The sequence below is a fragment of the Plantactinospora sp. ZYX-F-223 genome (genome assembly GCF_039649625.1).
Classification (GTDB): domain Bacteria; phylum Actinomycetota; class Actinomycetes; order Mycobacteriales; family Micromonosporaceae; genus Plantactinospora.
Map to the genome: position 1 here is coordinate 115610 of NZ_JBDJAV010000008.1, position 21789 is coordinate 137398.

Genomic DNA, 21789 nt, shown 5'->3' on the forward strand with positions numbered 1-21789 from the left:
CCCCGCCACACCGGCCACACCACACCGCACCACGGGCAACGGCGGGATCCCCTGGACCAGGGGTCGGTCAGTTCGACGGGTTGGGTACCCGGGCCGGGATCGCCCGGCCGGTCATCCGGCGGAACGCCAGGTAGGTCTCGCAGCCCAGGCAGAGCCCGAACGCCCCGTTGAGGAAGGCGGCGGCCAGGGCCAGGCACGACACGACCAACCCGAGCCAGGTGGTGCCGGAGAGGTAGCCGGCGGCGGCCACCAGCATGAACCCCAGCCCGAGGAGTTGGGCGAAGCGTACCGGCGCCACGGGTTCCAGCTCGGCGGGGCGGGCCAACCGGGGCGCCACGACGGCCCGGAACAGCAGGCCGTACGGGCTGCGGCGCGGGTCGACGGCGGCGATCGCGAACACCACCGCCTGGGCCAGGGCCAGCCAACCGGAGCCGGTGAGCAGGACGACGACCAGGACGAGCGTGGTGACGACCGCGGCGAAGCGCGGTCCGCGGGGGTCGAGCAACATGTTCACCTCGGTGGGCAGGGACGGCGCCTGGTCGTCGGTCAGGGCGCTCGTCGGACGTGGACGCGGGGTTGCCGCTGGGTCGTGAGGGCTGGTCAGTGCCGAAGGCGCGCGGGCGGACGGCCGGAGCCGAGGGCGCGGCGCCGGTTCGGTGGGGCTGGCCGAACCCTCCCGGCGGCCCGCCGGGTCATGACGGTCCCCGGTCGAGCAGTGGCGCCACCGCCGCGAGGACCTGGGCCCTGGCCGGCACTCCGGCGGCACGCTGGACGATCCGCCCGTCGGCGTCGACCACCAGCACGGTGGGGGTACGCCAGATGCCCAGGGCCCGCACCGCCGGCAACTGGCTCGCCGCGTCGACTTCCACGTGCCGTACCCCGTCGAGGGTGCCGGTGACGTCGGTCAGCACCTGCCGGGTGGCCCGACACGGCGCGCAGAACGCCGACGAGAACTGCAGCAGGGTGGCGGGAGCGCCCGGCCGGACCCCGAGCGCGGCCAGCAGTCCGGGGTCGAGCGGCAGCCCACCGACGAGTCCGGAGCCGTCGCGACCGGCGGGATCCACTGGCGGGTCACCGTCGAGAAGGCCGCCCGACGGGCGCGCGGAGCCGGCCCGATCCGGCCGGGTGGCCGGCGACTGCCGCCGGGGTCGCCCGTCGCAGCGGCGGCGCCACAGGCCGAAGCCGGTGGCCAGCAGCAAGGTGGTCACCACCGCGACGGAACCGCTCAGTGCGGCGTTCTGCACGACTACAGACTGCCACGCCGGGGCGTCGATGACCATCGTTGTGATGTCACCTGTTCCCGGCCGGGTGCACCGCCGACGGTGCCGCCTCCTCGGAGAGGGCCGAGTGTCGGACTGAGCACGGAATCGCCGCTGGTGCGGCAGTGCGCCGCCCGGCTCACTCCGGAGCTGGCTGGCCGGGGCCGGATCCTGGCCGGCCGGTCAGCAGCTCCGTCATCCGCCGCGCCTGCCGCTCCCAGCGCCACTCCCGCTCCACCCAGGCGCGGCCGGCGGCACCCATCCGGCGGGCCAGCTCGGGGTCGGCGAGCAGCGTCGCCACCCGGTCGGCGAGCTGGCCGACGTCCCGGCCATCGACGACGTGGCCGGTCTCGCCCTCCCGGACGGCGTCCGGTGCGCCGCCGGAGTTGCCGGCCACCACCGGCAACCCGGTCGCGGACGCCTCCAGATAGACGATGCCCAGGCCCTCCACGTCCAGCCCGGCGTTGCGGGTCCGGCACGGCATCGCGTAGACGTCTCCGGCCGCGTAGTGGGCCGGCAGTTCGGCGGTCGGCACCGAGCCGGTGAAGACCACGTCGCCGGCGGCTCCGGCCCGGCGGGCGAGCTTCTCCAGCGTCCCCCGGTAGGGCCCACCACCGACCACCAGCAGCGCCGCCCCCGGCACCCGGCGACGGATCTCCGGCAGCGCCCGGATCAGCGCGTCCTGTCCCTTGCGCGGCACCAGCCGGGAGACGCAGACCACCACCGGCCGGCCGGCCAGGCCGTGCCGGGCGCGGACCTCGGACCCGTCCACGTCCGGGTGGTAGACGTCCACATCCACCCCGGGAGCCAGCCGGCGCAGCTCGGTGCGGTCGCGCAGCACCCGGTCCAGCCGGACCCGCGTGTATTCCCCCAGGTAGGTGGTGACGTCGACGCCGTCACCGATCCGGCGCAGCGCCGTACGGGCACCCGGCAGCGCTGCCCAGCCGACCTCGTGACCGTGCGTCTGGGCCACCGCCCGGGCGATCCCGGCCCGGCGGCGCAGCCCGGCGGCGAGCAGCCCCAACGGGGCCGCCGCGCCGAACCAGACGGTGTCGCAGTCGTACGCCCGGGCCAGCTCCGCCGCCCGCCGCGCGACGTGCCGGGTCGGCAGCAGCACCCCGGTCGGTTCGCGGACCACCTCGAACGGCTGGTCGGCGTCGAACTTGTCGGCACCCTGCCAGGTGGAGGCGTAGACCACGACCGATCCGGCCGGTTGCCGGACCGCGAGGCCGTGCACGAAGGACTGGATCCCACCGGGACGCGGCGGAAAGTCGTTGGTCACGAGCAGGGTCCTGGTCAACCGCCGGCTCCTCGGGCGTACGCGCGGGCCGCGGCCATGCGCTCCACGGTGGATGGATGGCTGGCCCGGAAGAGGTATTCCCACCGGGGCGGATCGGGGTCGGCGAGGTTGACGCTGGACAACCGGCGCTGCATCGCCTCGAACGAGGCCGGGTCACCGGTCAGCGCCAGGGCGTGCGCGTCGGCCCGCGCCTCGACCTGCCGGGAGACCCATGCCTGCGCCGGCGCCGCCACCAGACCGGCCACCGTCACCAGGGCGAGCAGCAGTGGAAACGCCCGTGGCTCAGCCACCGAGTCGACCCCGGCGGCCCGCAGCAGCGCACCCGACGTGCCGAGCAGATAGAGCGCGACGACCGCCGCCGCCGCGCCGAGCGCACCGGTGAGGGTACCGGTCAACACGTCCCGGTCCTTGGCGTGGCCCAACTCGTGCGCGACCACGCTGGCCACCTCGGCGGGCGGCGCCTCGCGCAGCAGGGTGTCGTAGACGACGATCCGCCGGGTCGGACCGAACCCGGAGACGTACGCGTTGACCGCCCGGGTCCGCCGCGAGGCGTCCGCGACCAGCACGTCCTTCACCGGTACGCCGTCAGCGTCGGCCAGTGCCATCAACTCGGTGCGCAGCGGTCCCGGCTCCATCGGGGTGAACCGGTTGAAGATCGGCTCCACCAGTACCGGCAGTATGAAGGAGAGGAGCGTGACCAGCACCGCCGCGCCGGCCGCCCCGAACGCCCACCACCAGCTCGGGGCCAGCCGGGTCACCGTGTAGAAGCCGAGCAGCGCCACGGCGCCGATCACGGCGCTGACCGCGTACGACTTGAGCAGGTCGACCGTCCACCCGCCCCAGCCCTGGGTGGAGAGCCCGTAGCGGGCCACCACCGCGTGCCGCCAGGCGGCGAACGGCAGGGTCACCAGGTCGGCCACGAGTACCACGGCCAGGCCGCCGAGCACGGCCTGGGCGATCCAGCTGTCGCCGAAGGGGCGTCCGACCAGTGCGATCAGCTTCGCGCCGAGCGGGGTGAGACCGAGCAGCACGGCGACCACCAGCCCGACGGCCAGCGCGCCGTAGCCACCGGGGCGCAGCGCCGCGGCGAAGGCCCGCCCCCGAGCCACGTCGGCCGGATCCAGCTCGTCCAGCGCGGCGAGCTGGTCGGCGCGGGGCGCGGGCGGGCGGTGCCACGGCACCAGCAGCACGGTGGCGGCGACGAGTAGCACCACGAGGGCGACGAGGGTCAACCCGGCCCAGGCACGCGGCGTCATGCCGTCGCCCGTACCCGCTCGGTCATCCGATCCGCCCTTCGCCAGCCCGATCGCGCGGCCAATCCTATGCCGGGCCGCCCGGCGGATCCTCTGGTGGCCGGAATACCCGACCCGTCGGCGTCGACGCCGGTTCCGGACTACGCGACCGTCGGCCTCGACGTCGGGCTCGGTGCTACCCGACCTGTTGGGTTCGCGGCCGCCGTCGGGTGGGGTCGGTCTAGGCGACTCGTCGGCGCCGGCGCCGGTTGGCGAGCCGCGTCGGTGCCGAGACCGGGGCGTCCAGGATCTCGACGTCGAAGCCGGCCCGGGTGAAGACCTCGATCGCGTGCATCTCGTCGGCGGTCAGCGCGGCCTGCCCCGGTGGCTGGTCCAGCAGGGCACTCACCAGGCACCCGGAACAGGCCGCACCCCGGAGGGTGCAACTGTCGCAGTCGATGAGCATCTGCTCACTCCTCAAAGCAGCGGGAGACGGTGGTTGTCGTGACGTGGCCACCGTCCGTGACATCGACGCTAGAACAGGGGTACGACAAAACCTCCGTTGCCGCCCAACGCCCCCATCCGGATGATCAACGGACAAAGGGGCGCCCGGGCCGTCGCGGCGCTTCCGGCACGCTGTGCCGCAAGCGGCCGGTCAGGAGCGGGCGAGCCGGCGGAGCAGGGAATCCGCGCCGAGCGGATAGGCGCCGTGCCGGCGTACCCCGTCGGCGACCTCGCGGTCGGAGGAGACCACCACGACGGGCCGGCCGGCCGGCTCGGCCCGGACCAGCCGGCGGATCAGGTCGTCGGCGGTCTCGCCCTTCCGGGAGAACAGCACCCGTACGCCGCGCGGCGCGGGCGGCAGCCCGTGCATCCGCTCGGCGCCGTCGAAGACGACCGTCACCTCGTCACCGGTCTGCGCCGCGATGCCGCCCAGTCCGGTGATCAGACGCTTGCGCTGCTGCTCCAGGGACATCTCGCCGAAGCCGCGCTTGGTGACGTTGTAGCCGTCGACCACCAGGTGCGCCCGGGGCAGGGCCAGCAGCTCGTCCAGCCGGGCCGGATCGTCGGCGTCCAGTGCCCGGGCCGAGTTGGCCGCCGCCGGACGCTCGGCGAACGCGTCGGCGACGTAGTCGGCCGGCAACCGGTCGGCAGGATCGAGGGCGAGTTCCCGGCGCAGCCCGACGGCGGCCCGGCCGATCGTCTCCAGCAGCAGCCAGAGCCGGGCGTCGTCGACCGAGCGGGCCTCCTTGGCGGTCTGCCGGACCGCACCCGCGGCCGCCTCGGCCTCGGCCAGCCGGGCCCGTACCCGGCGCAGCTCGGCCTCGTGGTCGGCCGCCGCCCGGCTGGCCCGGCCCTTCTCGGTGGCGAGCAGCTCGGCCGCCCGCCGCTGCCCAGCCTGGGTCTCCCGCAGCGTCCGGCCCAGCACCCGGTTCTCCTCGCGGAGCTGGCCCAACTCCTCCCGGAGCCGGGCCACCTCGTCGCGCAGCTTGTCGGCCTCCACCTTCGCCACCGCACGGTCGTGCTCGGCCCGAGTGGCCCGCTGTTCGGCCTCGCGGACCAGCTCGGCGACGACCGCGCTGTCCGCCTCGGCCCGGACCGCCGCACCGGCGTCCTCGACCAGGTGACGCCAGCCCGGCGGCCGGGTCAGGTAGGCGAGCGCGGCGACCTCCACCGGATCGGCGGCGGCCGGACTTCCCCCGGAGACCACCACGGAGCCGAGTTCGCCGGCCTCGGAGAGCACCCGGCTGGCCACCCGCTGCCGGAACAGCGGATCGGCGGCGAGCTGGGTGGCGATCGGTCCGCCGCCGAGCCGGGCCCGCCGGTTCGGCGCGAACTTGGCGACCCGGCGCAGCGGCGGCGGAAGTTCGTCGCTGGGCAGCGTCGGCAGCGCGGCAGCGGCCAGGCTGACGATCCGGGCCCGGACCGGCTCCGGCAGCGTCGGCTCCGGCTCCCGATCGACCGCCTCCCGATCGACCGCCTCCCGATCGGCTGGTCCTCCGGCACCCGCCGCACCGCCGACCGGCCCACTCGCGATCCGGTCCGGGCCCGCCGCCTCGCGCTCGGCCGAGCCGCCGCCGGCCAGGTCGGTGCCGGTCAGGTCGCCGCCGATCGGGTACGGGCCGGATGGCTCGCCACCGGCCAGCTCGGTCAGCCGGTCGTCGGGCGGTTCGGTCTCGCCGCCGGTGGAGCCGGGCGGGGTGTCGGTGCCCAGCGTGGGCGTAGCCTCCGGCTCGTCGGCACCGGCTAAGGCCGGACGCGGCTCGTCGGTGCCGCCGTCCCGCCCGGGATCGCCAGCACGCTCGGAGCGCGCGGGCTGCGCCGCCTCCTCGCGGAGGCGGTCGTCGGACGGTTCGGCGCGGGGCATGCCGCAAGTCTCCCACCGACACCCTACCGATCGCCCAACACCTCAGATGATCTCGCCCCGTCGGCCCCCCGGTAACGAGTGGTACGGATGATGCGGAAGTGTCGTACGTGCCGCCTACCCTGCCCGCCGTGGTCCCACCTCAATATGTTCAGGGCACGCTGGACGGCCTGCCGGACGGCACTCCCGGCGCGGACGGCTGGCCCGACGAGGCGATGTCGCTGCGCCAGACCACCTTCGTGGTGCTCGACCTGGAGACCACCGGGGGCGCCCCGGACGGCGGCGGGATCACCGAGATCGGCGCGGTCAAGGTGCGCGGCGGCGAGGAGCTGGGCGTGCTGGCCACCCTGGTCAACCCGGGTGAACCGATCCCGCCGTTCATCACCGTGCTGACCGGGATCACCCAGGCGATGCTGCTGCCGGCCCCGCCGGTCGAGGAGGTGCTGCCCAGCCTGCTGGAGTTCCTCCGGGGTGCGGTGCTGGTCGCGCACAACGCCCCGTACGACGTGGGTTTCCTCAAGGCCGCCTGCGCCCGGCACGGCTACACCTGGCCGAACCCCCGGGTGCTGGACACGGCGGCGCTGGCCCGTCGGGTGCTCACCCGGGACGAGGTGCCCAACCGCAAGCTCGGCACCCTGGCGGCCTACTTCCGCACCCCGCACCAGCCGACGCACCGGGCACTGGCCGACGCGCACGCCACCGTGGACGTGCTGCACGGGCTGATCGCCCGGCTCGGCGGGCACCGGGTGGAGACCCTCGGCGAGGCGATCGAGTTCGCCAGGGCGGTCACCCCGACCCAGCGCCGCAAGCGGCACCTGGCCGAGGGGCTGCCCAGGGTGCCCGGGGTCTACATCTTCCGGGCCGCCGACGACCGGCCGCTCTACGTCGGCACCTCCGGCGACATCGCCACCCGGGTGCGCAGCTACTTCACGGCCGCCGAGAAGCGGGCCCGGATCTCGGAGATGCTGGCCGCCGCCGAGCGGGTGGAGGCGGTCGAGTGCGCCCATCCGCTGGAGGCCGAGGTACGCGAGCTGCGGCTGATCGCGGCGCACGCCCCGCCCTACAATCGCCGGTCGAAGTTTCCGGAGCGGGTGGTCTGGCTCAAGTTGACCTCTGAGCCGTACCCGCGGCTGTCCCTGGTCCGGTCGCTGGGGCCGGACGACGCGGCCTATCTCGGCCCGTTCAGCTCCCGCCGCTCGGCCGAGCTCGCCGCGGCCGGGGTGCACGACGCGGTACCGCTGCGCCAGTGCACCCCCCGGCTCTCGGTCCGGACCACCAGCCCGGCCTGCGCCCTGGCCGAGCTGGGTCGCTGCCCGGCACCGTGCGAGCACCGGATCTCGGTCGACGAGTACGCGCACCGCGCGGTCGAGCCGGTCCGTTCCGCCCTGGTGGACGACCCGCAGGTCCTGGTCGACGCGCTGCTGACCCGGATCGGGGTGCTCTCCGACGCCCGGCGCTACGAGGAGGCGGCGGTGGTGCGGAGCCGGCTGGCGGCGGTGCTCCGGGCCACCGTCCGGATGCAACGGCTGGTCGGGCTGACCCGGATCAGCGAGCTGGCCGCCGCCCGGCGGGCCGCCGACGGCGGTTGGGAGATCGCGGTGATCCGGCACGGCCGGCTGGCCGGGGCCGGCACCGCCGCGCCGGGCGTGCCGCCCCGGGGGGTGCTCGACCTGGTCCGGGCCACCGCCGAGACGGTGCTGCCCGGGCACGGTCCGGTCCCGAACGCCTCGGCCGAGGAGTCCGAACGCATCCTGTCCTGGTTGGAGCGACCCGACACGCGGCTGGTCGAGACGTCCACCGGTTGGGCCTCTCCGGCCAGGGGCGCGGGGCGGTTCCGTGACCTACTGGTCCGGGCCGAGGCGGCGGCGTCGAGACAACTCCCGACCGAACGCACATAAGCAAGTGACCGATCGGACGACCTTCACTCCTTTAGGCTGTTAGAGAAGTGCAGTCCTGCCCGATTTCGGGGCTTGCGTTCGCACCGGCATCCCGGCGCGTCCGTCGGCACCGGACGCGGCGGTGAGTGAGGGGGTGGCTCCGCGTGAACCTCGAAGCCGGTCACGGCGCTGCCTTCGGAAGCGCCCGCCCGACGGAGATCACGCTGAGCAGACGGCTGCGCTCGTTGCTGTCCTGGCCGTCCGCTGAGGACGACCCGGTGACCCAACTGGTCCGGGCGCACCGCAGTGTGCACCCCAGCGCCGATGTCGGAGTGGTGCGGCGCAGCTACGCCATTGCCGAGAGCATGCACCGCGGGCAGTTCCGCAAGAGCGGCGAGCCGTACATCACCCATCCGCTGGCGGTGGCGCAGATCTGCGCCGAGTTGGGGATGGACACCGTCACCCTGGTCGCCGCGCTGTTGCACGACACCGTGGAGGACACCCGCTACACCCTCCAGGCGCTCACCGGTGACTTCGGACGCGAGGTGGCACACCTGGTCGACGGGGTGACCAAGTTCGACAAGGCGTTCTACGGCAAGGCGGCCGAGGCCGAGACGATCCGCAAGATGATCATTGCTGCGGGCAAGGACGTCCGGGTGCTGATCATCAAGCTCGCGGACCGGCTGCACAACATGCGTACCCTCGACGCCCGGTCGCTCGCCTCCCGGGCGCGGATCGCCCGGGCCACCCAGGAGGTGCTGGTCCCGCTCTGCGACCGGCTCGGCATCCAGGCGCTCAAGCGTGATCTGGACGACGTGGTGCTGCGTCACCTCGAACCCGAGGCGTACGCCCGGATCGACGAGTACGTCAAGAACCGGCCGGACTGGGCCGGTTATCTCGACGACGTGGTCAGCCAGGCCAAGGTGGTGCTCCGGCGCGACAAGATCGTCTCCACCGTCCGGCGCCGGGACCGGCACTACTACTCGATCTGGAAGGACACCGTCGCCCGGGACCAGACCACCCCGTTCGACCTGCCCCGGATCGCGATCGTGGTGGACGGGCCGAACACCGACTGCTACGCCGCGCTCGGCTCGATCCACGGGCTCTGGCGGCCGGTCGCCGGGCGGTTCAAGGACTACATCGCCGCACCGAAGAACAACCTCTACAAGTCCCTGCACACCACGGTGATCGGGCCGAACGAGCGGACCGTCGAGGTGCTGATCCGGACCAAGACGATGGACCAGTCCGCCGAGTACGGCATCGCGGCCGACTTCCGCTTCCCCAAGCTCGGGGTGGACGCCGCAGGCGGCGCCGAACAGCTCGACTGGTTGCAGCGGGTGCTCAACTGGGAACGGGACACCGCCGACCCGGCGCAGTTCCTCCAGTCGCTGCGCTGCGACCTCGCCGAGACCCAGATCCAGGTCTTCGCCGAGGGCCGGCAGATCGTCCTGCCGGCCGGTTCCACCCCGGTCGACCTGGCGTACGAGCTGGGCCCGCACCGGGGCGACCACTGCCTCGCCGCGAAGATCAACGGCCGGCTCGCCCCACTCTCGTCGGAACTGGACGAGGGCGACGTGGTCGAGATCTTCAGCGAGACCGACGCGCAGGGCGAGTTCGACCTGGCGGTCGCCCCGCCGGGGCCGCGCAAGGAGTGGCTCGGCTTCGTCAAGTCGCCGCAGGCGCAGATGCAGATCAACCGCTGGTTCGCCGAGCACCAGGAGCCGGCGATCTCGATCTCCGACAAGGTCCGGCTCGGCCGGGCCACCATCGGGCTGACGCTGCGCAAGCACGACCGGGGGCTCGCCAACGACCTGCCGCTGCGCCGGCTGGCCGAGGAGCAGGGCTATCCCGACCTGGAGACCCTGCTGGTCGCGGTGGTCGACCGGACGGTCGAGCCGGACGCCGTGGTCGAGCAGCTGATCGCGATGGTGGACCACCAGGAGTGACCGGTGTGCCCCGGGTCACCCGCCGGGCCGGTACGCCATCTAGCCTGGTCCGGTGATCCCCCGCCGCTCGTCGACGCGCGCCGTCGGCTACAAGGTCTTCTACCGTCTGCCCCTCGGGGTGCGCCGCCGGTTGGTCCGACTGGCGGTGCCGAAGTACATCGTCGGCGCGGTCACCCTGGTCTACGACGCCGAGGCGACGGCGCCGGGCCGGATCCTGCTGCTGCGCCAGCCGCCGGGCCGGAAGTGGACCCTGCCGGCCGGGCTGCTCCAGCGCCGCGAGACCCCGCTGGCCGGCGCCGCCCGGGAACTGCACGAGGAGACCGGCATCGCGCTGCCGTTGACGGAGTTCCAGCCGGCCCTGCCGAACGCGGTCGTACACCTCAAAGGCTGGGTCGACATGGTCTTCGAGGCACGCGTCCCGGCCTCGACCACCGAACTGGTGGTCGACGGCGCCGAGGTGTTCGAGGCCGCCTGGCACCCGCTCGACGGGTTGCCCCCGCTCAGCACCGCGACCGCCCGGCTGCTCGCCCACTACGGGATCGGCCCCCTCGCCGAGACCGACCCGGCCGGCGCCCCGCCACCGTCGTGACCACGGCTCCCGGCCCGGCGCCACAGCCCGGTCCGGCGCGGATCGTCGCCAGCGCGCTGCCCGCCGGCGTCGAGATCTGCGCCGTGGTGCTGGCCGCCGGGGAGGGCCGCCGGCTGCGCCCGCTCACCGAACACCTGCCGAAGGCGCTCTGTCCGGTGGGGAACGTGCCGCTGCTGGACCGGGCGCTCGACCGGGTGTCGGCGCTCGGCTTCGACACCCCGGCGACGGTGGCGGTGAACGCCTGCTATCTCGGTGACCAGGTGGTGTGGCACGTGGGCGGCCGGGCCGCGCTCTCGGTCGAGCCCGGTGACCCGCTCGGTACCTCCGGCGGGGTGGCCAACCTGCGCAACTGGATCGACGGCCGGGGCGTACTCGTCGGGAACGCCGACGCCTATCTGGCCGCGCCCGGCACGCCACCCGGGCCGGACATCGCCGCGCTGCTCGCCGGCTGGGACGGTACGACGGTACGGCTGCTCGGCCAGCCGGTCGACGGGCCGTCCCGCCCCGGCGACTTCGGCCGGCACCGGTTCGCCGGCTTCTCACTGCTGCCCTGGGCCCGGGTCCGGGACCTGCCGGTCGAGCCGGCGGAACTGGTGCGCACCGTGTGGCGCCCCGCCGAGGCGGCCGGCGATCTGGAGGTGGTCGAGTTCTCCGGCCGGTACCTGGACACCGGCACGCCGGCCGACTACCTGGCGGCGAACCTGCACGCGGCGGGCGGCGGCAGCCTGGTCGACCCGACCGCCGAGGTGAGCGGCGAACTCCGGGCGGCGGTGGTCGGCGCCGGTGCTGTGGTCCGGGGCACCCTGCACCGCTGCGTGGTCTGGCCCGGCGGCCTGGTCCGGGCCGACGAGCACCTGACCGACGCGGTACGGGTCGGCGACCGCCTGACCGTCCCGGCACCGGCCGTCCCCGCGTCGGGCCGGTAGCCGCCACCCGTCGGGCGAAGCTCTAGCATGGGCGGGCAGCCGCGACACGGCACCCGATCGCCGCCCGGCGCGGGCCGCGCCAGCGAGCACGTCGACGAGAGGAGTCCCCCGGTGATCACCGCGATCGTCCTGATCGACTGCGCCACCGACTCGATCCCCGAGGTGGCCGAGACGCTGGCCGCGGTGCCCGGCGTCAGCGAGGTCTACTCGGTGGCGGGTCACGTCGACCTGATCGCGATCGTCCGGGTACGCGAGTTCGAGCAGATCGCCGAGGTGATCGCCGGACGGATCTCGAAGGTCCCGGGCGTGGTCGGCACCGAGTCGCACATCGCCTTCCGGGCGTACTCCCAGCACGACCTGGAGGAGGCGTTCGCGATCGGCCTCCCCGACCCGGACTGACCCCGAGCCCCGACCCGGTCCGGCGCCCGGTGTGCCACTCGCCCCGCGCGATGCCCTGGACGACGCCCTGGGTGAACGGCGGCTACCTGCCGGTAACGTGAGCCGATACGCTCGCCGGATGACCGCCACGCCGGACCAGGACCCGACTCCCGACCACGAGCAGTCCTTCGTCGACCGCAGCGGCGACCGGATCGCCCTGCGCAGCTATCCGGACCCGGTCGGCGCGCCGGAGGCGCCGGTCGTGCTGGTCTGGCCGGCGATGGGGGTACGGGCCAGCTACTACGCGCCGTTCGCCGCCGCGCTCCGGACCGCCGGCTTCGCCGTGGTCGTGGCCGACCTGCGGGGTACCGGCGCCAGCACCCCGGCACCGAGCCGCGCCTCCAGGTACGGCTACGCGGAGCTGGCCGGTGACGTCGGCGCGGTGCTGGAGAGCCTGAAGCCGCGGCTCGACGGCCGGACCCGGATCCTGCTCGGCCACTCGCTCGGCGGGCAGGCCGCGCTGCTGCACCTGGCGCTCGACCCCGCGACGCAGGTCGACGGGCTGGCCCTGGTCGCGGTCGGGCTGCCGTACTGGCGGGCCTATCCGGGCCGCCGTCGCTTCGCCGTCCTCGCCGGCACCCAGTTCATCCACGGCTGCGCGGTCGCCCTCGGCCGCTGGCCCGGCTGGGGCTTCGGCGGCCGGCAGGCGCGCGGGGTGATCCGGGACTGGGCGTACACCGCCCGGACGGGGCGGTTTCCCCGGCTCGACGGGGTGGACGTCGAGGCCGCCGTGCGGGAGGTGCGTACCCCGGTGCTGGCGGTCAGCGTCGACCACGACCAGTACTCGCCGCACGAGACCCTCGACTACCTCTGCGACAAGCTGGTCGCCGCGCCGATCCGGCGTACCCGGTACACGGTTGCCGAGAGCGGCACCCGACTCGACCACTTCACCTGGGTACGCGCGTCGGCGCCGATCGCCGCCCGGGTGGCGGCGTTCGCCGCGGAGCTGCCGCCCCGGTAGGTCCGACTGCCCCGGGGCCGGAAAGACGCCCGGGTGTGCCGACGGGTCCCCCGGGCGTGAGTGACCGGAGGACCCGTCATGCCGCCGCGTCGCGGAGGCGGACTAGCTGATGGTCGGGCTCGGCGTGACCGTGCCGCCCGGCGTCGGAGCGCCGGAGCTGATTCCCGGACTCGGTGCCACCGTGGTGCCACCCGGGATCGGGATGCCCAGACTCTGGGCCACCGCCACCAGCGCGTTGTGGTGCGCCTGGAGCACCGGTGCCGCCTGCTGCGCCACCTGCTTGGCCGACGGGTCGGAGCCCTGGGTCAACTCGGCCTGTACCAGCTGCATCGCCTGGGTGTGCGCGGTGAGCTGGGCAGTGACCCACTGCGTGTCGAAGTCGGCACCAGTGACGTTTTGCAACTGATTGATCACCGCTTGCTGCTCGCTCGTCACCTTGTTCGGCAGCGTCAGGTGAGCCGCCGAGGCGACGCTCTGCACCTTCTGGTCGAGCTGGGTGTGATCCGTCACGAACCGACCGCCGAGGTCCTTGACCTCCTGGTTCGCCCCCTTCTGCTTGGCCAGGTTGCCGGTCGCGATCTCCGCGAGATTCACCTGGTGGATCGACTGCAGGAACTGCCTGTCCTGCGCCGACAGCGAAGCGGACGGCGTGGCCGACGGCGTCCCCGACGGTGCGGCGGCGGCGCTGTACGCGGCACCCGCCGGTACGAGGCCGAGCACCGCCATCGAGACGAGCACGCCCAAGCGTTTGACGACCAACATGTTTGTTCCCCCCTCCGTCGTTGAACTTCGGGGATACCCGGTTGACCCGAGCACACGCGGACCGATGGCAGCCGGAATCGGCCGGGTCCGGCACGATCCCGCCCGACGGACGCAGCCGCCCGACCTCGACGCGCGTTTGTCCATCGCCCCGCCGGGTACCCCGCACCCGGCGGTATGCGCGACCGCCGGCGAAAATCACGCGACGGTGGCAGCGCCCGACGATCGCGCTACCTCCCCGAAGTAGCGCCCTCGGGCCGAGCTGAAGTGGCCGCCGCAGACGCGCTCGCCAACGTACGCAACATCGGCATCATGGCGCCGGCCACGCCTTTCCAGGAACAGTGCGACCGTGCTCGGGGAATCCCCGCCCGCTAGAGCTCGTCGGCCTTGGCCGCCTTGGCGACCTCGACCCAGGTGTCGAGGGTGCGGGCGGCGGCGCCGGAGTCGATCGACTCGGCCGCCCGGGCCAGCCCGTCCCGCATCGCCGGTAGCAGTCCACCGGCGAACCCGCCGTTGGCCGCCAGGGCGGCAGCGGCGTTGACCAGTACCGCGTCCCGGACCGGGCCACGCTCGCCGGTCAGCAGCCGGCGGGTCACGTCGGCGTTGAAGGCGGCGTCACCACCACGCAGGTCGCCGGGGGCCGAGCGGGGTAGGTCGAGGTCGGCGGCGTCGGCCACGGTCTCGGTGACCCGGCCCTGGTCCGCGATCCACAGCCGGGTCGGCGCGCCGGTGCTGAACTCGTCGAGCCCGTCCTCGCCGCGCATCACCAGCACCGAGTCGCCGCGCCGGGCGAAGACCTCGGCCACCACCGGAGCCATCCGGGGGTCGAAGCACCCCACCGCGCCGGACCGGGGCCGGGCCGGGTTGGTCAGTGGGCCGAGGAAGTTGAAGACCGTCGGGACGCCCATCTCCCGGCGGGGCACCGCGGTGTGCCGCATCCCGGGGTGGAACCGGGCGGCGAAGCAGAACCCGATGCCGACCTCGGTCACGCACCGGGCCACCCCGGCCGGCCCCAGGTCGAGCGGCACACCGAGGAATTCGAGCAGGTCGGCGGCGCCGCACGAGGAGGAGGCGGCCCGGTTGCCGTGCTTGACGACGCGTACCCCGGCGCCGGCCACCACCATCGCGGTCATGGTGGAGATGTTGACGGTGTGTGCGCGGTCTCCGCCGGTGCCGACCACGTCCACGGCGTCGGCCCGGAGCGGCTCGGGCAGCTCCACCAGGGTCGCCCGGCCCAGCATCGCCTCGACCAGGCCGGCCAGTTCGGCCGGGGTCTCCCCCTTGGCCCGCAGCGCCGTGGCGAACCCGGCGATCTGGACCGGTGTCGCCGAACCCGACATGATCTCCCCCATTGCCCACGCGGTGTCGGCGGTGGAGAGTTCCTCGGCGCGCAGCAGCGCGGCGAGCAGGTTGGGCCAGGTCCGTTCCCCCATGCGGGCCTCCCGGGCGGGGCGGGTGGTTGGCGGTGTGTGGTGGTGCGGTTTCCCCGGAGCCCTAGGAGCGCGCGCTCGCCCCGCTGGCGCGGGCGCGGAGCAGGCCGGCCACGGTCTGGCCGGTGGTCACCGGGTCGAGCGGGTGCACCAGGGTGGCGTCGACCTGGGCGTACGCCGCGAGCCAGCGGTCGGCCGCCCGGGCGATCACCACGCAGGTCGGCGGGGCGTCGTCCCGGTCGTCCTTGATCTGCCGGGCGATGCCGAGCCCACCGGACGGGGTCGCCTCGCCGTCGAGCAGCAGCAGGTCGATCTCGTAGTCGTCGACCAGCCGGATGCACTCGTCGTAGCTGGCCGCGTCGACGAACTCGACGGTCAGGTCGGCCGCCGGCCGGGTGCCGACGGCGAGCCGCATCCGGTCCCGGACCTCCGGGTCGTCGCTGTAGAGCAGGACGGTGTACTGACGATCGCTCATCGGTCGCTGGGCTCCCACCTCGTAGCTGCCCGCCGATCGTACCGGTCGGCTCCGGGGCCCGACCGGCCCGCCCGGCTCCCGGGGCCGGCACCGCCCGAATCCCGGGACACCGGGTACGCCGGGCGCCGCATCCGGCCCGCCCCGTTACACCGCGCTGCCGGCAGCCCGTTCCCGGGCCTCCTGGCGGTCCAGTTCCCGGTCCACCCGGCGGGCCTCCCGCTCGGACTGCCGCACCCACTGCACCACCAGCACGGCGAGCATGGTGACGCTGACGAACTCGCCCCCGGCCCAGAGGACCCCGCCGGCGACCTTCTGGTCGTTCCACGGGTCGGACCAGGCCAGCCCGAGCGACGGGTACCAGTCGCCGCCGAAGAGGGTGGTGCTCTGCATCACCGTGAGCCCGAGCACGGTGTGGAACGGCACCGAGAGCACCATCAGCAGCGCCCGGGCCGGGTAGGGCCAGCGGCCCGGCAGCGGGTCGAGCCCGACCAGCGGCCAGAAGAAGAGGCAGCCGGTGAGGATGAAGTGCGCGTGCACCAGCTCGTGGCCGAACGAGTTCTCCAGGGTCCACCGGTAGAGCCCGGAGAAATACAACACGAACGGGTTGACCACGAAGATCGCGTACGCGAAGAGCGGGAAGGAGAGCACCTTCGCCACCCGGCTGTGCAGCACCGCGAGCAGTCGCCGCCGGGGTGCCTTGCCGAGGGTACGCAGCGCCAGCGTCACCGGGGCGCCGAGGGCGAGGAAGATCGGCGCGATCATCGACAGCACCATGTGCTGGACCATGTGCACCGACAGCAGGGTGGTGTCGTACGCGCCCAGCCCGCTGAGCGTGACCGCGGCGATCCCGCCCAGCCCCGGTCCGAGGAAGAGCACGGTACGCAGCACCGGCCAGGTGTGCCCGCGCACCCGCAGCCGGTGTACGCCGTACAGGTAGCAGGCGGCGGCCAGCACCAGGCCGACGGCGAGCCAGTTGTTCAGCGTGGCCTCGGTGAAGACGGCGGAGACGGTGAACGGGGCCGTCTCGGCGCCCCCACCGGCGAGAACGGCCGGTGCCGGGGGCACGGCCGAGGCGGTACCGGGATCGAGGTGCAGCACGTTTTTCAGGCTAGGCCAGACGAACCGGGCGAGGCATGTCACCCCGTCCGACGAGGCAGTTAGGCCACCCCGACGATGGCCGATGCCGATCAGGGGCAATAATGACCGCGTGACTGCGGCCTCAGCCATTGACAAGAGCCGGATCCACTCGCTGACCCGACCCAACATGGTCAGCGTCGGGACGATCGTGTGGCTCTCGAGCGAACTCATGTTCTTCGCGGCGTTGTTCGCGATGTACTTCTCCATCCGGGCGGCGGCGCCCGAGCAGTGGGAGAAGCACACCGAGGTGCTGCAAATCCCGTACGCGACGACGTTCACGGTGATCCTGGTGCTCTCCTCGGTCACCTGCCAGATCGGCGTCTTCGCGGCCGAGCGGGGTGACGTGCACGCACTGCGCCGCTGGTTCACGATCACGTTCGTGATGGGCCTGGTCTTCGTCCTCGGCCAGCTCAACGAGTACCGCAACCTGGTGCACGAGGGCGTGAAGATCAACGGCGACGGGTACGGGTCGGTCTTCTACCTGACCACCGGCTTCCACGCGCTGCACGTGACCGGCGGTCTGGTCGCCTTCGTCATCTTCATGATCCGGACGACCATGGGCCGGTTCACCCCGGCACAGGCGACCTCGGCGATCGTCGTCTCCTACTACTGGCACTTCGTCGACGTGGTCTGGATCGCGCTCTACGGCATGATCTACTGGCTTCAGTGATCTTGGAGCTGTCACGTTCCGCCCCGTTGCCCCGTCCCTGAGACAAGGTCGAGAAAACCGTTAAGGACACAGGCCATGACTTCTGACACCCCCGGCGGCGACCGCTCCCGCGGGCTGCTCTCGCGGCTTCGCCGCGCGCGGTCGAGGCCGCGCGGCAAGGCCCGCCGTCGACTGGGCGCCGCGGTCCGGCTGCTGGCCGCACTCACCCTGGCCGGCGGCGCCTACACCGTCTTCGCCCCGGGCCTTTCGGCGCAGGACACCCCGCAGCTCACCTCGGCGGCGCAGGAGGGCAAGGCGCTCTTCGACACGAGCTGCGTGAGCTGCCACGGCCGCAACGCGCAGGGCGTCGAGGGGCGCGGCCCGAGCCTGATCGGCGTCGGCGCCGCCTCCGTGGAGTTCCAGGTGGGCACCGGACGGATGCCGCTGGCCCGGCAGGAGGCCCAGGCCGAGCAGAAGCCGCCGGTCTTCAACGACGAGCAGACCACCCAGCTCGCGCAGTACGTGCAGGAACTCGGCGGCGGGCCGCAGCTGCCCGAGGGGGACAACCTGCACCGCGACGGGGACGTGGCCGAGGGCGGCCGGCTGTTCCGGATCAACTGTTCCTCCTGCCACACCTTCGGCGGTGGCGGCGGTGCGCTCTCCTCCGGGAAGTTCGCCCCGAACCTCCGGGACGCCAGCGACCGGCAGATCTACGCCGCGATGCTGACCGGGCCGCAGAACATGCCGGTCTTCGGTGACAACCAGCTGCGGCCGGAGCAGAAGGCCGACATCATCGCGTACGTCCAGCAGACGCTGGCCGAGGACCGCGACCCGGGTGGGCTGAACCTGGGCCGGCTCGGCCCGGCCACCGAGGGTGTGGCGATCTTCCTGGTCGGCATGGTCGCGCTGGTCTTCGCCGCGCTGTGGATTGCGGGGAAGTCGTGAGCGAGCGCAAGCGAATCAGCAAGTTCAGTGCGGATGAGCCTCATGGCGAGCCGGAGCGAAGCGGAGGGTCGGCATGAGCGAGCGCAGCGAGCGAATCAGCAAGTTCAGTGCGGATGAGCCTCATGGCGAGCCGGAGCGAAGCGGAGGGTCGGCATGAGCACGCGCACGGACGGACACGCCTCCGGCACCACCGGCAACGCGATCGACGTGAACGACCCGCAGGTCTCCCGCTTTGACATCGTCCGGGAGGGCGCCCGGCGCGACGACATCGAGATCGTCCACTACGAGGCGCAGTTCCCCGTCCCGGGCACCAAGGCCGAGCGCCGGATCACCCGGACGATAGCTGGGATGTTCCTGCTGGTCGGCCTCTTCGCCACGGCGTTCGTGGTGGCGTACATCTGGTGGCCCTGGCAGTACAAGCCCGGTACCGGTGCCGGCAAGCTCTACACCCCGGTCCTCGGCCTGACCCTGGGCCTGGCCCTGCTGCTGGTCGGTTTCGGCATCCTCGCCTGGGGCAAGAAGCTGATGCCGAAGGAGGTGTCGATCCAGGATCGGCACATCGAGCCGGCCAGCGACGAGGAGCGCAAGATCACCGGTAACACGCTGGTCTACATGGCCGACGAGCTGGGCGTACGCCGCCGCCCGCTGCTGGGCATCTCGCTGCTCGCCGGCCTGGCCCCGGTGGGCGCGGTCGCCGCGGCACCGTTGATCGGCGGCCTGATCGAGCAGCCGCACAAGAACAACCAGTACTTCACCACCGGCTGGAAGCCGCACGACGGCAAGCGGGTCCACCTGACCCACCAGGACGGCACGCCGGTACGCCCGGAGGACGTCAGCCCCGGCGGTCAGATCACCGTCTTCCCGGGCATCGAGGGCGGCGCCACCAACAAGCACGCCGACTCCCCGGTCCTGCTGATCCACCTCCGGGAGGGTGACGCGGCCGAGGCGAAGGCGGCGAACGACCGGGACGGCAAGCAGGACTTCATGTGGGGCAACTACATCGCCTACTCGAAGATCTGCACCCACGCCGGCTGCCCGGCCAGCCTCTACGAGCAGCAGACCAACCGGCTGCTCTGCCCCTGCCACCAGTCCCAGTTCCTGATCACCGACAACGCCCGCCCGATCTTCGGACCCGCGAGCCGGCGGCTTCCTCAGCTTCCCCTGGCCGTTGAGGAAGGCTTCTTCGTCGCGCAGTCCGACTTCACCGAGACGGTCGGGCCCGACTTCTGGGAGCGGCCATGAAGCGTCGTAGGTTCGATCTGGCGGCGGTGCCGGGCAAGGCGGCCCGGGAGGTCGACGACCGGCTCCAGGTGAACACCCCGCTGCGGGCCATGCTCAACAAGGTCTTCCCGGACCACTGGTCGTTCCTGCTGGGCGAGATCGCGCTCTTCTCGTTCATCGTGCTGCTGCTCACCGGCGTCTACCTGACGCTGTTCTTCGAGCCGTCGCTGCGCGAGGTGACCTACGACGGCAGCTACCGGCCGTATCAGGGCACCCACATGTCCGCCGCGTACGAGTCGTCGCTGACCATCTCGTTCGACGTACGCGGCGGCCTGATCATGCGGCAGATGCACCACTGGGCCGCGCTGCTGTTCATGGCGTCGATCATCGTGCACATGATGCGGATCTTCTTCACCGGAGCGTTCCGCAAGCCGCGCGAGCTGAACTGGATGATCGGCTACCTGCTCTTCTGGGTCGGCTTCCTGGCCGGCTTCACCGGCTACTCGCTGCCGGACGACGGGCTCTCCGGCACCGGCCTGCGGATCGCCTCCGCCATCATGCTGTCGATCCCGGTGATCGGTAGCTGGGTCACCACGGCGATCTTCGCCGGTGAGTTCCCGGGCGAGATCATCATCAGCCGGTTCTTCATCGCCCATGTGCTGCTGATCCCGGCCCTGCTGGTGGGCCTGATCACCGCGCACCTCGCACTGGTCTTCAAGCAGAAGCACACCCAGTGGCCCGGCCCCGGCCGGACCAACTCGAACGTGGTCGGCGAGCGGTTCTTCCCGCGCTACGCGCTCAAGCAGGGCGGCTTCTTCATGGTCGTCTTCGGGGTGATCGCACTGCTCGGCGGGCTCGTCCAGATCAACCCGATCTGGCTCTTCGGCCCGTACGAGGCCGGCGTGGTCTCCGCGGCCAGCCAGCCCGACTGGTACGTGATGTTCCTGGACGGGTCGACCCGGCTGATGCCGCCATGGGAGATCAACATCCCGATCGGCGACGGGTACGTCATCCCACCACTGTTCTGGCCCACCGTGGTGCTGCCCGGCATCCTGACCGTGGTGCCGCTGCTCTATCCGTTCATCGAGGCACGGCTGAACAAGGACCGGGAGATCCACAACCTGCTCCAGCGCCCGCGTGACGTGCCCGGCCGGACCGCCCTCGGTGCGATGGCGGTGTCGTTCTGGCTGGTGCTGACGCTCTCCGGCGCCAACGACGTGATCGCGGAGAAGTTCTGGATCAGCCTGAACGCGATGACCTGGGCGGGCCGGATCGGGTTGATCGTCGTACCGCCGCTGGCATACTACGTCACCTACCGGATCTGCCTCGGCCTCCAGCAGCACGACCGGGAGGTGCTGGCGCACGGCGTCGAGACCGGCATCATCCGCCGGCTCCCGAACGGGCAGTTCGTGGAGGTGCACCAGCCGCTCGGCCGGACCGACGAGGACGGACACGGCGAGCTGGAGTACGTCGGCTGGGTCGTACCGAAGAAGATGAACCGGCTGGGCGCGCTGGGCCCGGCGATCCGGGGCTTCTTCTACCCGATCGAGAAGCCGGCCGAGGCGCCGGTCTCGCCCGGACACCCGCCGGTCGAGCCGCGCCCCGAGCGCCAGGAGATCGGCAGCGGCAGCGGCGGCAGTAGCAGCCGCTGAGCGAAACGCAGTGGCGCCCGCCGGAGTCCTCCGGCGGGCGCCACTGCGTTTCCGGGATGATCGCCACGCTCGTTGCCCGGACCCGAGGCGTCACGAGGGCCCGGTACGGTCCGGGACCTGCTCGGCGGCTGGCTGGGCCCGCCCATCCCCGCCGACGACGGCCAGCGGGCCGCGGTCACGGTCTTCACCGCCCACCACGGCCCTCGCGTTGACCGACCCGGCACTGGCCGCGCCCTCCACTACCGGCCGGCTAGCGGCCTGAAGCGGGCCGTCGCCCTACGGCCGCACCTCCGGCAGCCTGAGGCAGGCCGTCCCCCTACGGCCGCACCTCCGGCAGCCTGAAGCGGGCCGTCGCCGACCGGCTCGACCGGGCAGGCCCGGCACAGGCCGGGCCCGGCGAGCTGGCGCCGGGCCGGAACCCGGAGGCGCAGGCCGGCAACCTGCCGGAACCCGGAGGCGCACGCCGGCAAACCTGCTCGCCCTCGCCACCGGTCTCGCCGGCAGCGTCATGGCGGGCGTGCGCGGCGCGTCGGCCGCCCGGCCCCCCTCTCGGGTACCGCCTGGACCAGATCTTCGCCACACGGCCCGCTCAGCACGGCTGATGGGCACCAAACGACGGCGACCCGCA

The 21789-nt window shown here is 72.9% G+C and carries 20 protein-coding genes; 10 read left to right on the top strand and 10 right to left on the bottom strand.

Annotated features, from left to right (window positions below):
• Positions 1-67: 67 nt before the first annotated feature.
• The 6 genes from AAH979_RS10665 to AAH979_RS10690 all read right to left on the bottom strand — a co-directional run bounded on the left by AAH979_RS10665 (position 68) and on the right by AAH979_RS10690 (position 6159).
• Entirely contained in the window at positions 68-508 is a 441-nt protein-coding gene (locus tag AAH979_RS10665; protein ID WP_346257914.1) for a DUF4395 domain-containing protein, read from the bottom strand.
• A 184-nt stretch (positions 509-692) separates the two neighbouring features.
• Entirely contained in the window at positions 693-1280 is a 588-nt protein-coding gene (locus tag AAH979_RS10670) for a thioredoxin family protein (protein WP_346257915.1), read from the bottom strand.
• Between the two features lie 118 nt (positions 1281-1398).
• Positions 1399-2559 carry a glycosyltransferase family 4 protein gene (locus AAH979_RS10675; RefSeq protein ID WP_346257916.1) on the bottom strand — a complete coding sequence of 387 codons (1161 nt, stop codon included), beginning with the start codon at positions 2557-2559 and terminating at the stop codon, positions 1399-1401.
• Positions 2556-3815 (bottom strand): M48 family metallopeptidase, encoded by a 1260-nt coding sequence (locus tag AAH979_RS10680; protein WP_346257917.1) that lies wholly within the window; start codon positions 3813-3815, stop codon positions 2556-2558. The genes AAH979_RS10675 and AAH979_RS10680 overlap by 4 nt, the downstream gene beginning before the upstream one ends.
• A gap of 217 nt (positions 3816-4032) precedes the next feature.
• Complete coding sequence (locus AAH979_RS10685; RefSeq protein ID WP_318394341.1) at positions 4033-4257, bottom strand: hypothetical protein; 225 nt, start codon at positions 4255-4257, stop codon at positions 4033-4035.
• Positions 4258-4446: 189 nt separating this feature from the next.
• The gene (locus AAH979_RS10690; RefSeq protein WP_346257918.1) at positions 4447-6159 is read right to left on the bottom strand and encodes an NYN domain-containing protein; all 1713 of its coding nucleotides are present in this window, start codon (positions 6157-6159) and stop codon (positions 4447-4449) included.
• Positions 6160-6287: 128 nt separating this feature from the next.
• On the opposite strand from AAH979_RS10690, the gene AAH979_RS10695 reads away from it, so the two are divergent.
• From AAH979_RS10695 to AAH979_RS10720, 6 genes are all read left to right on the top strand, one after another.
• Positions 6288-8054, top strand: coding sequence for a DEDD exonuclease domain-containing protein (locus AAH979_RS10695; RefSeq protein WP_346257919.1), 1767 nt, complete (start codon positions 6288-6290; stop codon positions 8052-8054).
• A 143-nt stretch (positions 8055-8197) separates the two neighbouring features.
• A complete protein-coding gene (locus AAH979_RS10700; protein ID WP_346257920.1) occupies positions 8198-9979 on the top strand; it encodes a RelA/SpoT family protein in 1782 nt (593 codons plus the stop codon).
• A gap of 55 nt (positions 9980-10034) precedes the next feature.
• Positions 10035-10568, top strand: a complete 534-nt coding sequence (locus AAH979_RS10705) for an NUDIX domain-containing protein (RefSeq protein WP_346258008.1) — start codon at positions 10035-10037, stop codon at positions 10566-10568.
• A gap of 56 nt (positions 10569-10624) precedes the next feature.
• Positions 10625-11494: an NTP transferase domain-containing protein gene (locus AAH979_RS10710; RefSeq protein ID WP_346258009.1), complete on the top strand. Its 870-nt coding sequence runs from the start codon at positions 10625-10627 to the stop codon at positions 11492-11494.
• 111 nt (positions 11495-11605) lie between these two features.
• Positions 11606-11893: an Lrp/AsnC ligand binding domain-containing protein gene (locus tag AAH979_RS10715; RefSeq protein ID WP_318394338.1), complete on the top strand. Its 288-nt coding sequence runs from the start codon at positions 11606-11608 to the stop codon at positions 11891-11893.
• 118 nt (positions 11894-12011) lie between these two features.
• Positions 12012-12893 (top strand): alpha/beta fold hydrolase, encoded by an 882-nt coding sequence (locus AAH979_RS10720; protein WP_346257921.1) that lies wholly within the window; start codon positions 12012-12014, stop codon positions 12891-12893.
• Between the two features lie 102 nt (positions 12894-12995).
• Here AAH979_RS10720 and AAH979_RS10725 read toward each other — a convergent pair whose 3' ends face one another.
• The 4 genes from AAH979_RS10725 to AAH979_RS10740 all read right to left on the bottom strand — a co-directional run bounded on the left by AAH979_RS10725 (position 12996) and on the right by AAH979_RS10740 (position 16622).
• Positions 12996-13655, bottom strand: coding sequence for a DUF4142 domain-containing protein (locus tag AAH979_RS10725; protein WP_346257922.1), 660 nt, complete (start codon positions 13653-13655; stop codon positions 12996-12998).
• Positions 13656-14023: 368 nt separating this feature from the next.
• Positions 14024-15085, bottom strand: a complete 1062-nt coding sequence (gene trpD / locus AAH979_RS10730; RefSeq protein WP_346257923.1) for an anthranilate phosphoribosyltransferase — start codon at positions 15083-15085, stop codon at positions 14024-14026.
• Between the two features lie 61 nt (positions 15086-15146).
• Positions 15147-15557: a hypothetical protein gene (locus tag AAH979_RS10735; RefSeq protein WP_346257924.1), complete on the bottom strand. Its 411-nt coding sequence runs from the start codon at positions 15555-15557 to the stop codon at positions 15147-15149.
• A 144-nt stretch (positions 15558-15701) separates the two neighbouring features.
• The gene (locus AAH979_RS10740; RefSeq protein WP_346258010.1) at positions 15702-16622 is read right to left on the bottom strand and encodes a cytochrome c oxidase assembly protein; all 921 of its coding nucleotides are present in this window, start codon (positions 16620-16622) and stop codon (positions 15702-15704) included.
• Between the two features lie 142 nt (positions 16623-16764).
• Between AAH979_RS10740 and AAH979_RS10745 the strand changes: the two genes are divergently transcribed.
• The 4 genes from AAH979_RS10745 (at position 16765) to AAH979_RS10760 (ending at position 21161) form a co-directional block, all read left to right on the top strand.
• Positions 16765-17364, top strand: coding sequence for a heme-copper oxidase subunit III (locus AAH979_RS10745; protein ID WP_346257925.1), 600 nt, complete (start codon positions 16765-16767; stop codon positions 17362-17364).
• A gap of 75 nt (positions 17365-17439) precedes the next feature.
• The gene (locus AAH979_RS10750) at positions 17440-18288 is read left to right on the top strand and encodes a c-type cytochrome (protein ID WP_346257926.1); all 849 of its coding nucleotides are present in this window, start codon (positions 17440-17442) and stop codon (positions 18286-18288) included.
• A gap of 153 nt (positions 18289-18441) precedes the next feature.
• The gene (locus tag AAH979_RS10755; RefSeq protein ID WP_346257927.1) at positions 18442-19530 is read left to right on the top strand and encodes a ubiquinol-cytochrome c reductase iron-sulfur subunit; all 1089 of its coding nucleotides are present in this window, start codon (positions 18442-18444) and stop codon (positions 19528-19530) included.
• On the top strand, positions 19527-21161 hold the full coding sequence (locus AAH979_RS10760) for a cytochrome b N-terminal domain-containing protein (protein WP_346257928.1): 1635 nt from the start codon (positions 19527-19529) through the stop codon (positions 21159-21161). Before AAH979_RS10755 ends, AAH979_RS10760 begins: the two co-directional genes overlap by 4 nt.
• Positions 21162-21789 lie beyond the last annotated feature (628 nt).

What these genes read in the sequence shown, in the direction of transcription:
- AAH979_RS10680 (WP_346257917.1), bottom strand. Translation starts at nt 3,815, where the DNA reads ATGACGCCGCGTGCCTGGGCCGGGTTGACCCTCGTCGCCCTCGTGGTG.
- AAH979_RS10665 (WP_346257914.1), bottom strand. Translation starts at nt 508, where the DNA reads ATGTTGCTCGACCCCCGCGGACCGCGCTTCGCCGCGGTCGTCACCACG.
- AAH979_RS10725 (WP_346257922.1), bottom strand. Translation starts at nt 13,655, where the DNA reads ATGTTGGTCGTCAAACGCTTGGGCGTGCTCGTCTCGATGGCGGTGCTC.
- AAH979_RS10760 (WP_346257928.1), top strand. Translation starts at nt 19,527, where the DNA reads ATGAAGCGTCGTAGGTTCGATCTGGCGGCGGTGCCGGGCAAGGCGGCC.
- AAH979_RS10670 (WP_346257915.1), bottom strand. Translation starts at nt 1,280, where the DNA reads ATGGTCATCGACGCCCCGGCGTGGCAGTCTGTAGTCGTGCAGAACGCC.
- AAH979_RS10720 (WP_346257921.1), top strand. Translation starts at nt 12,012, where the DNA reads ATGACCGCCACGCCGGACCAGGACCCGACTCCCGACCACGAGCAGTCC.
- AAH979_RS10690 (WP_346257918.1), bottom strand. Translation starts at nt 6,159, where the DNA reads ATGCCCCGCGCCGAACCGTCCGACGACCGCCTCCGCGAGGAGGCGGCG.
- AAH979_RS10750 (WP_346257926.1), top strand. Translation starts at nt 17,440, where the DNA reads ATGACTTCTGACACCCCCGGCGGCGACCGCTCCCGCGGGCTGCTCTCG.
- AAH979_RS10685 (WP_318394341.1), bottom strand. Translation starts at nt 4,257, where the DNA reads ATGCTCATCGACTGCGACAGTTGCACCCTCCGGGGTGCGGCCTGTTCC.
- AAH979_RS10755 (WP_346257927.1), top strand. Translation starts at nt 18,442, where the DNA reads ATGAGCACGCGCACGGACGGACACGCCTCCGGCACCACCGGCAACGCG.
- trpD (WP_346257923.1), bottom strand. Translation starts at nt 15,085, where the DNA reads ATGGGGGAACGGACCTGGCCCAACCTGCTCGCCGCGCTGCTGCGCGCC.
- AAH979_RS10735 (WP_346257924.1), bottom strand. Translation starts at nt 15,557, where the DNA reads ATGAGCGATCGTCAGTACACCGTCCTGCTCTACAGCGACGACCCGGAG.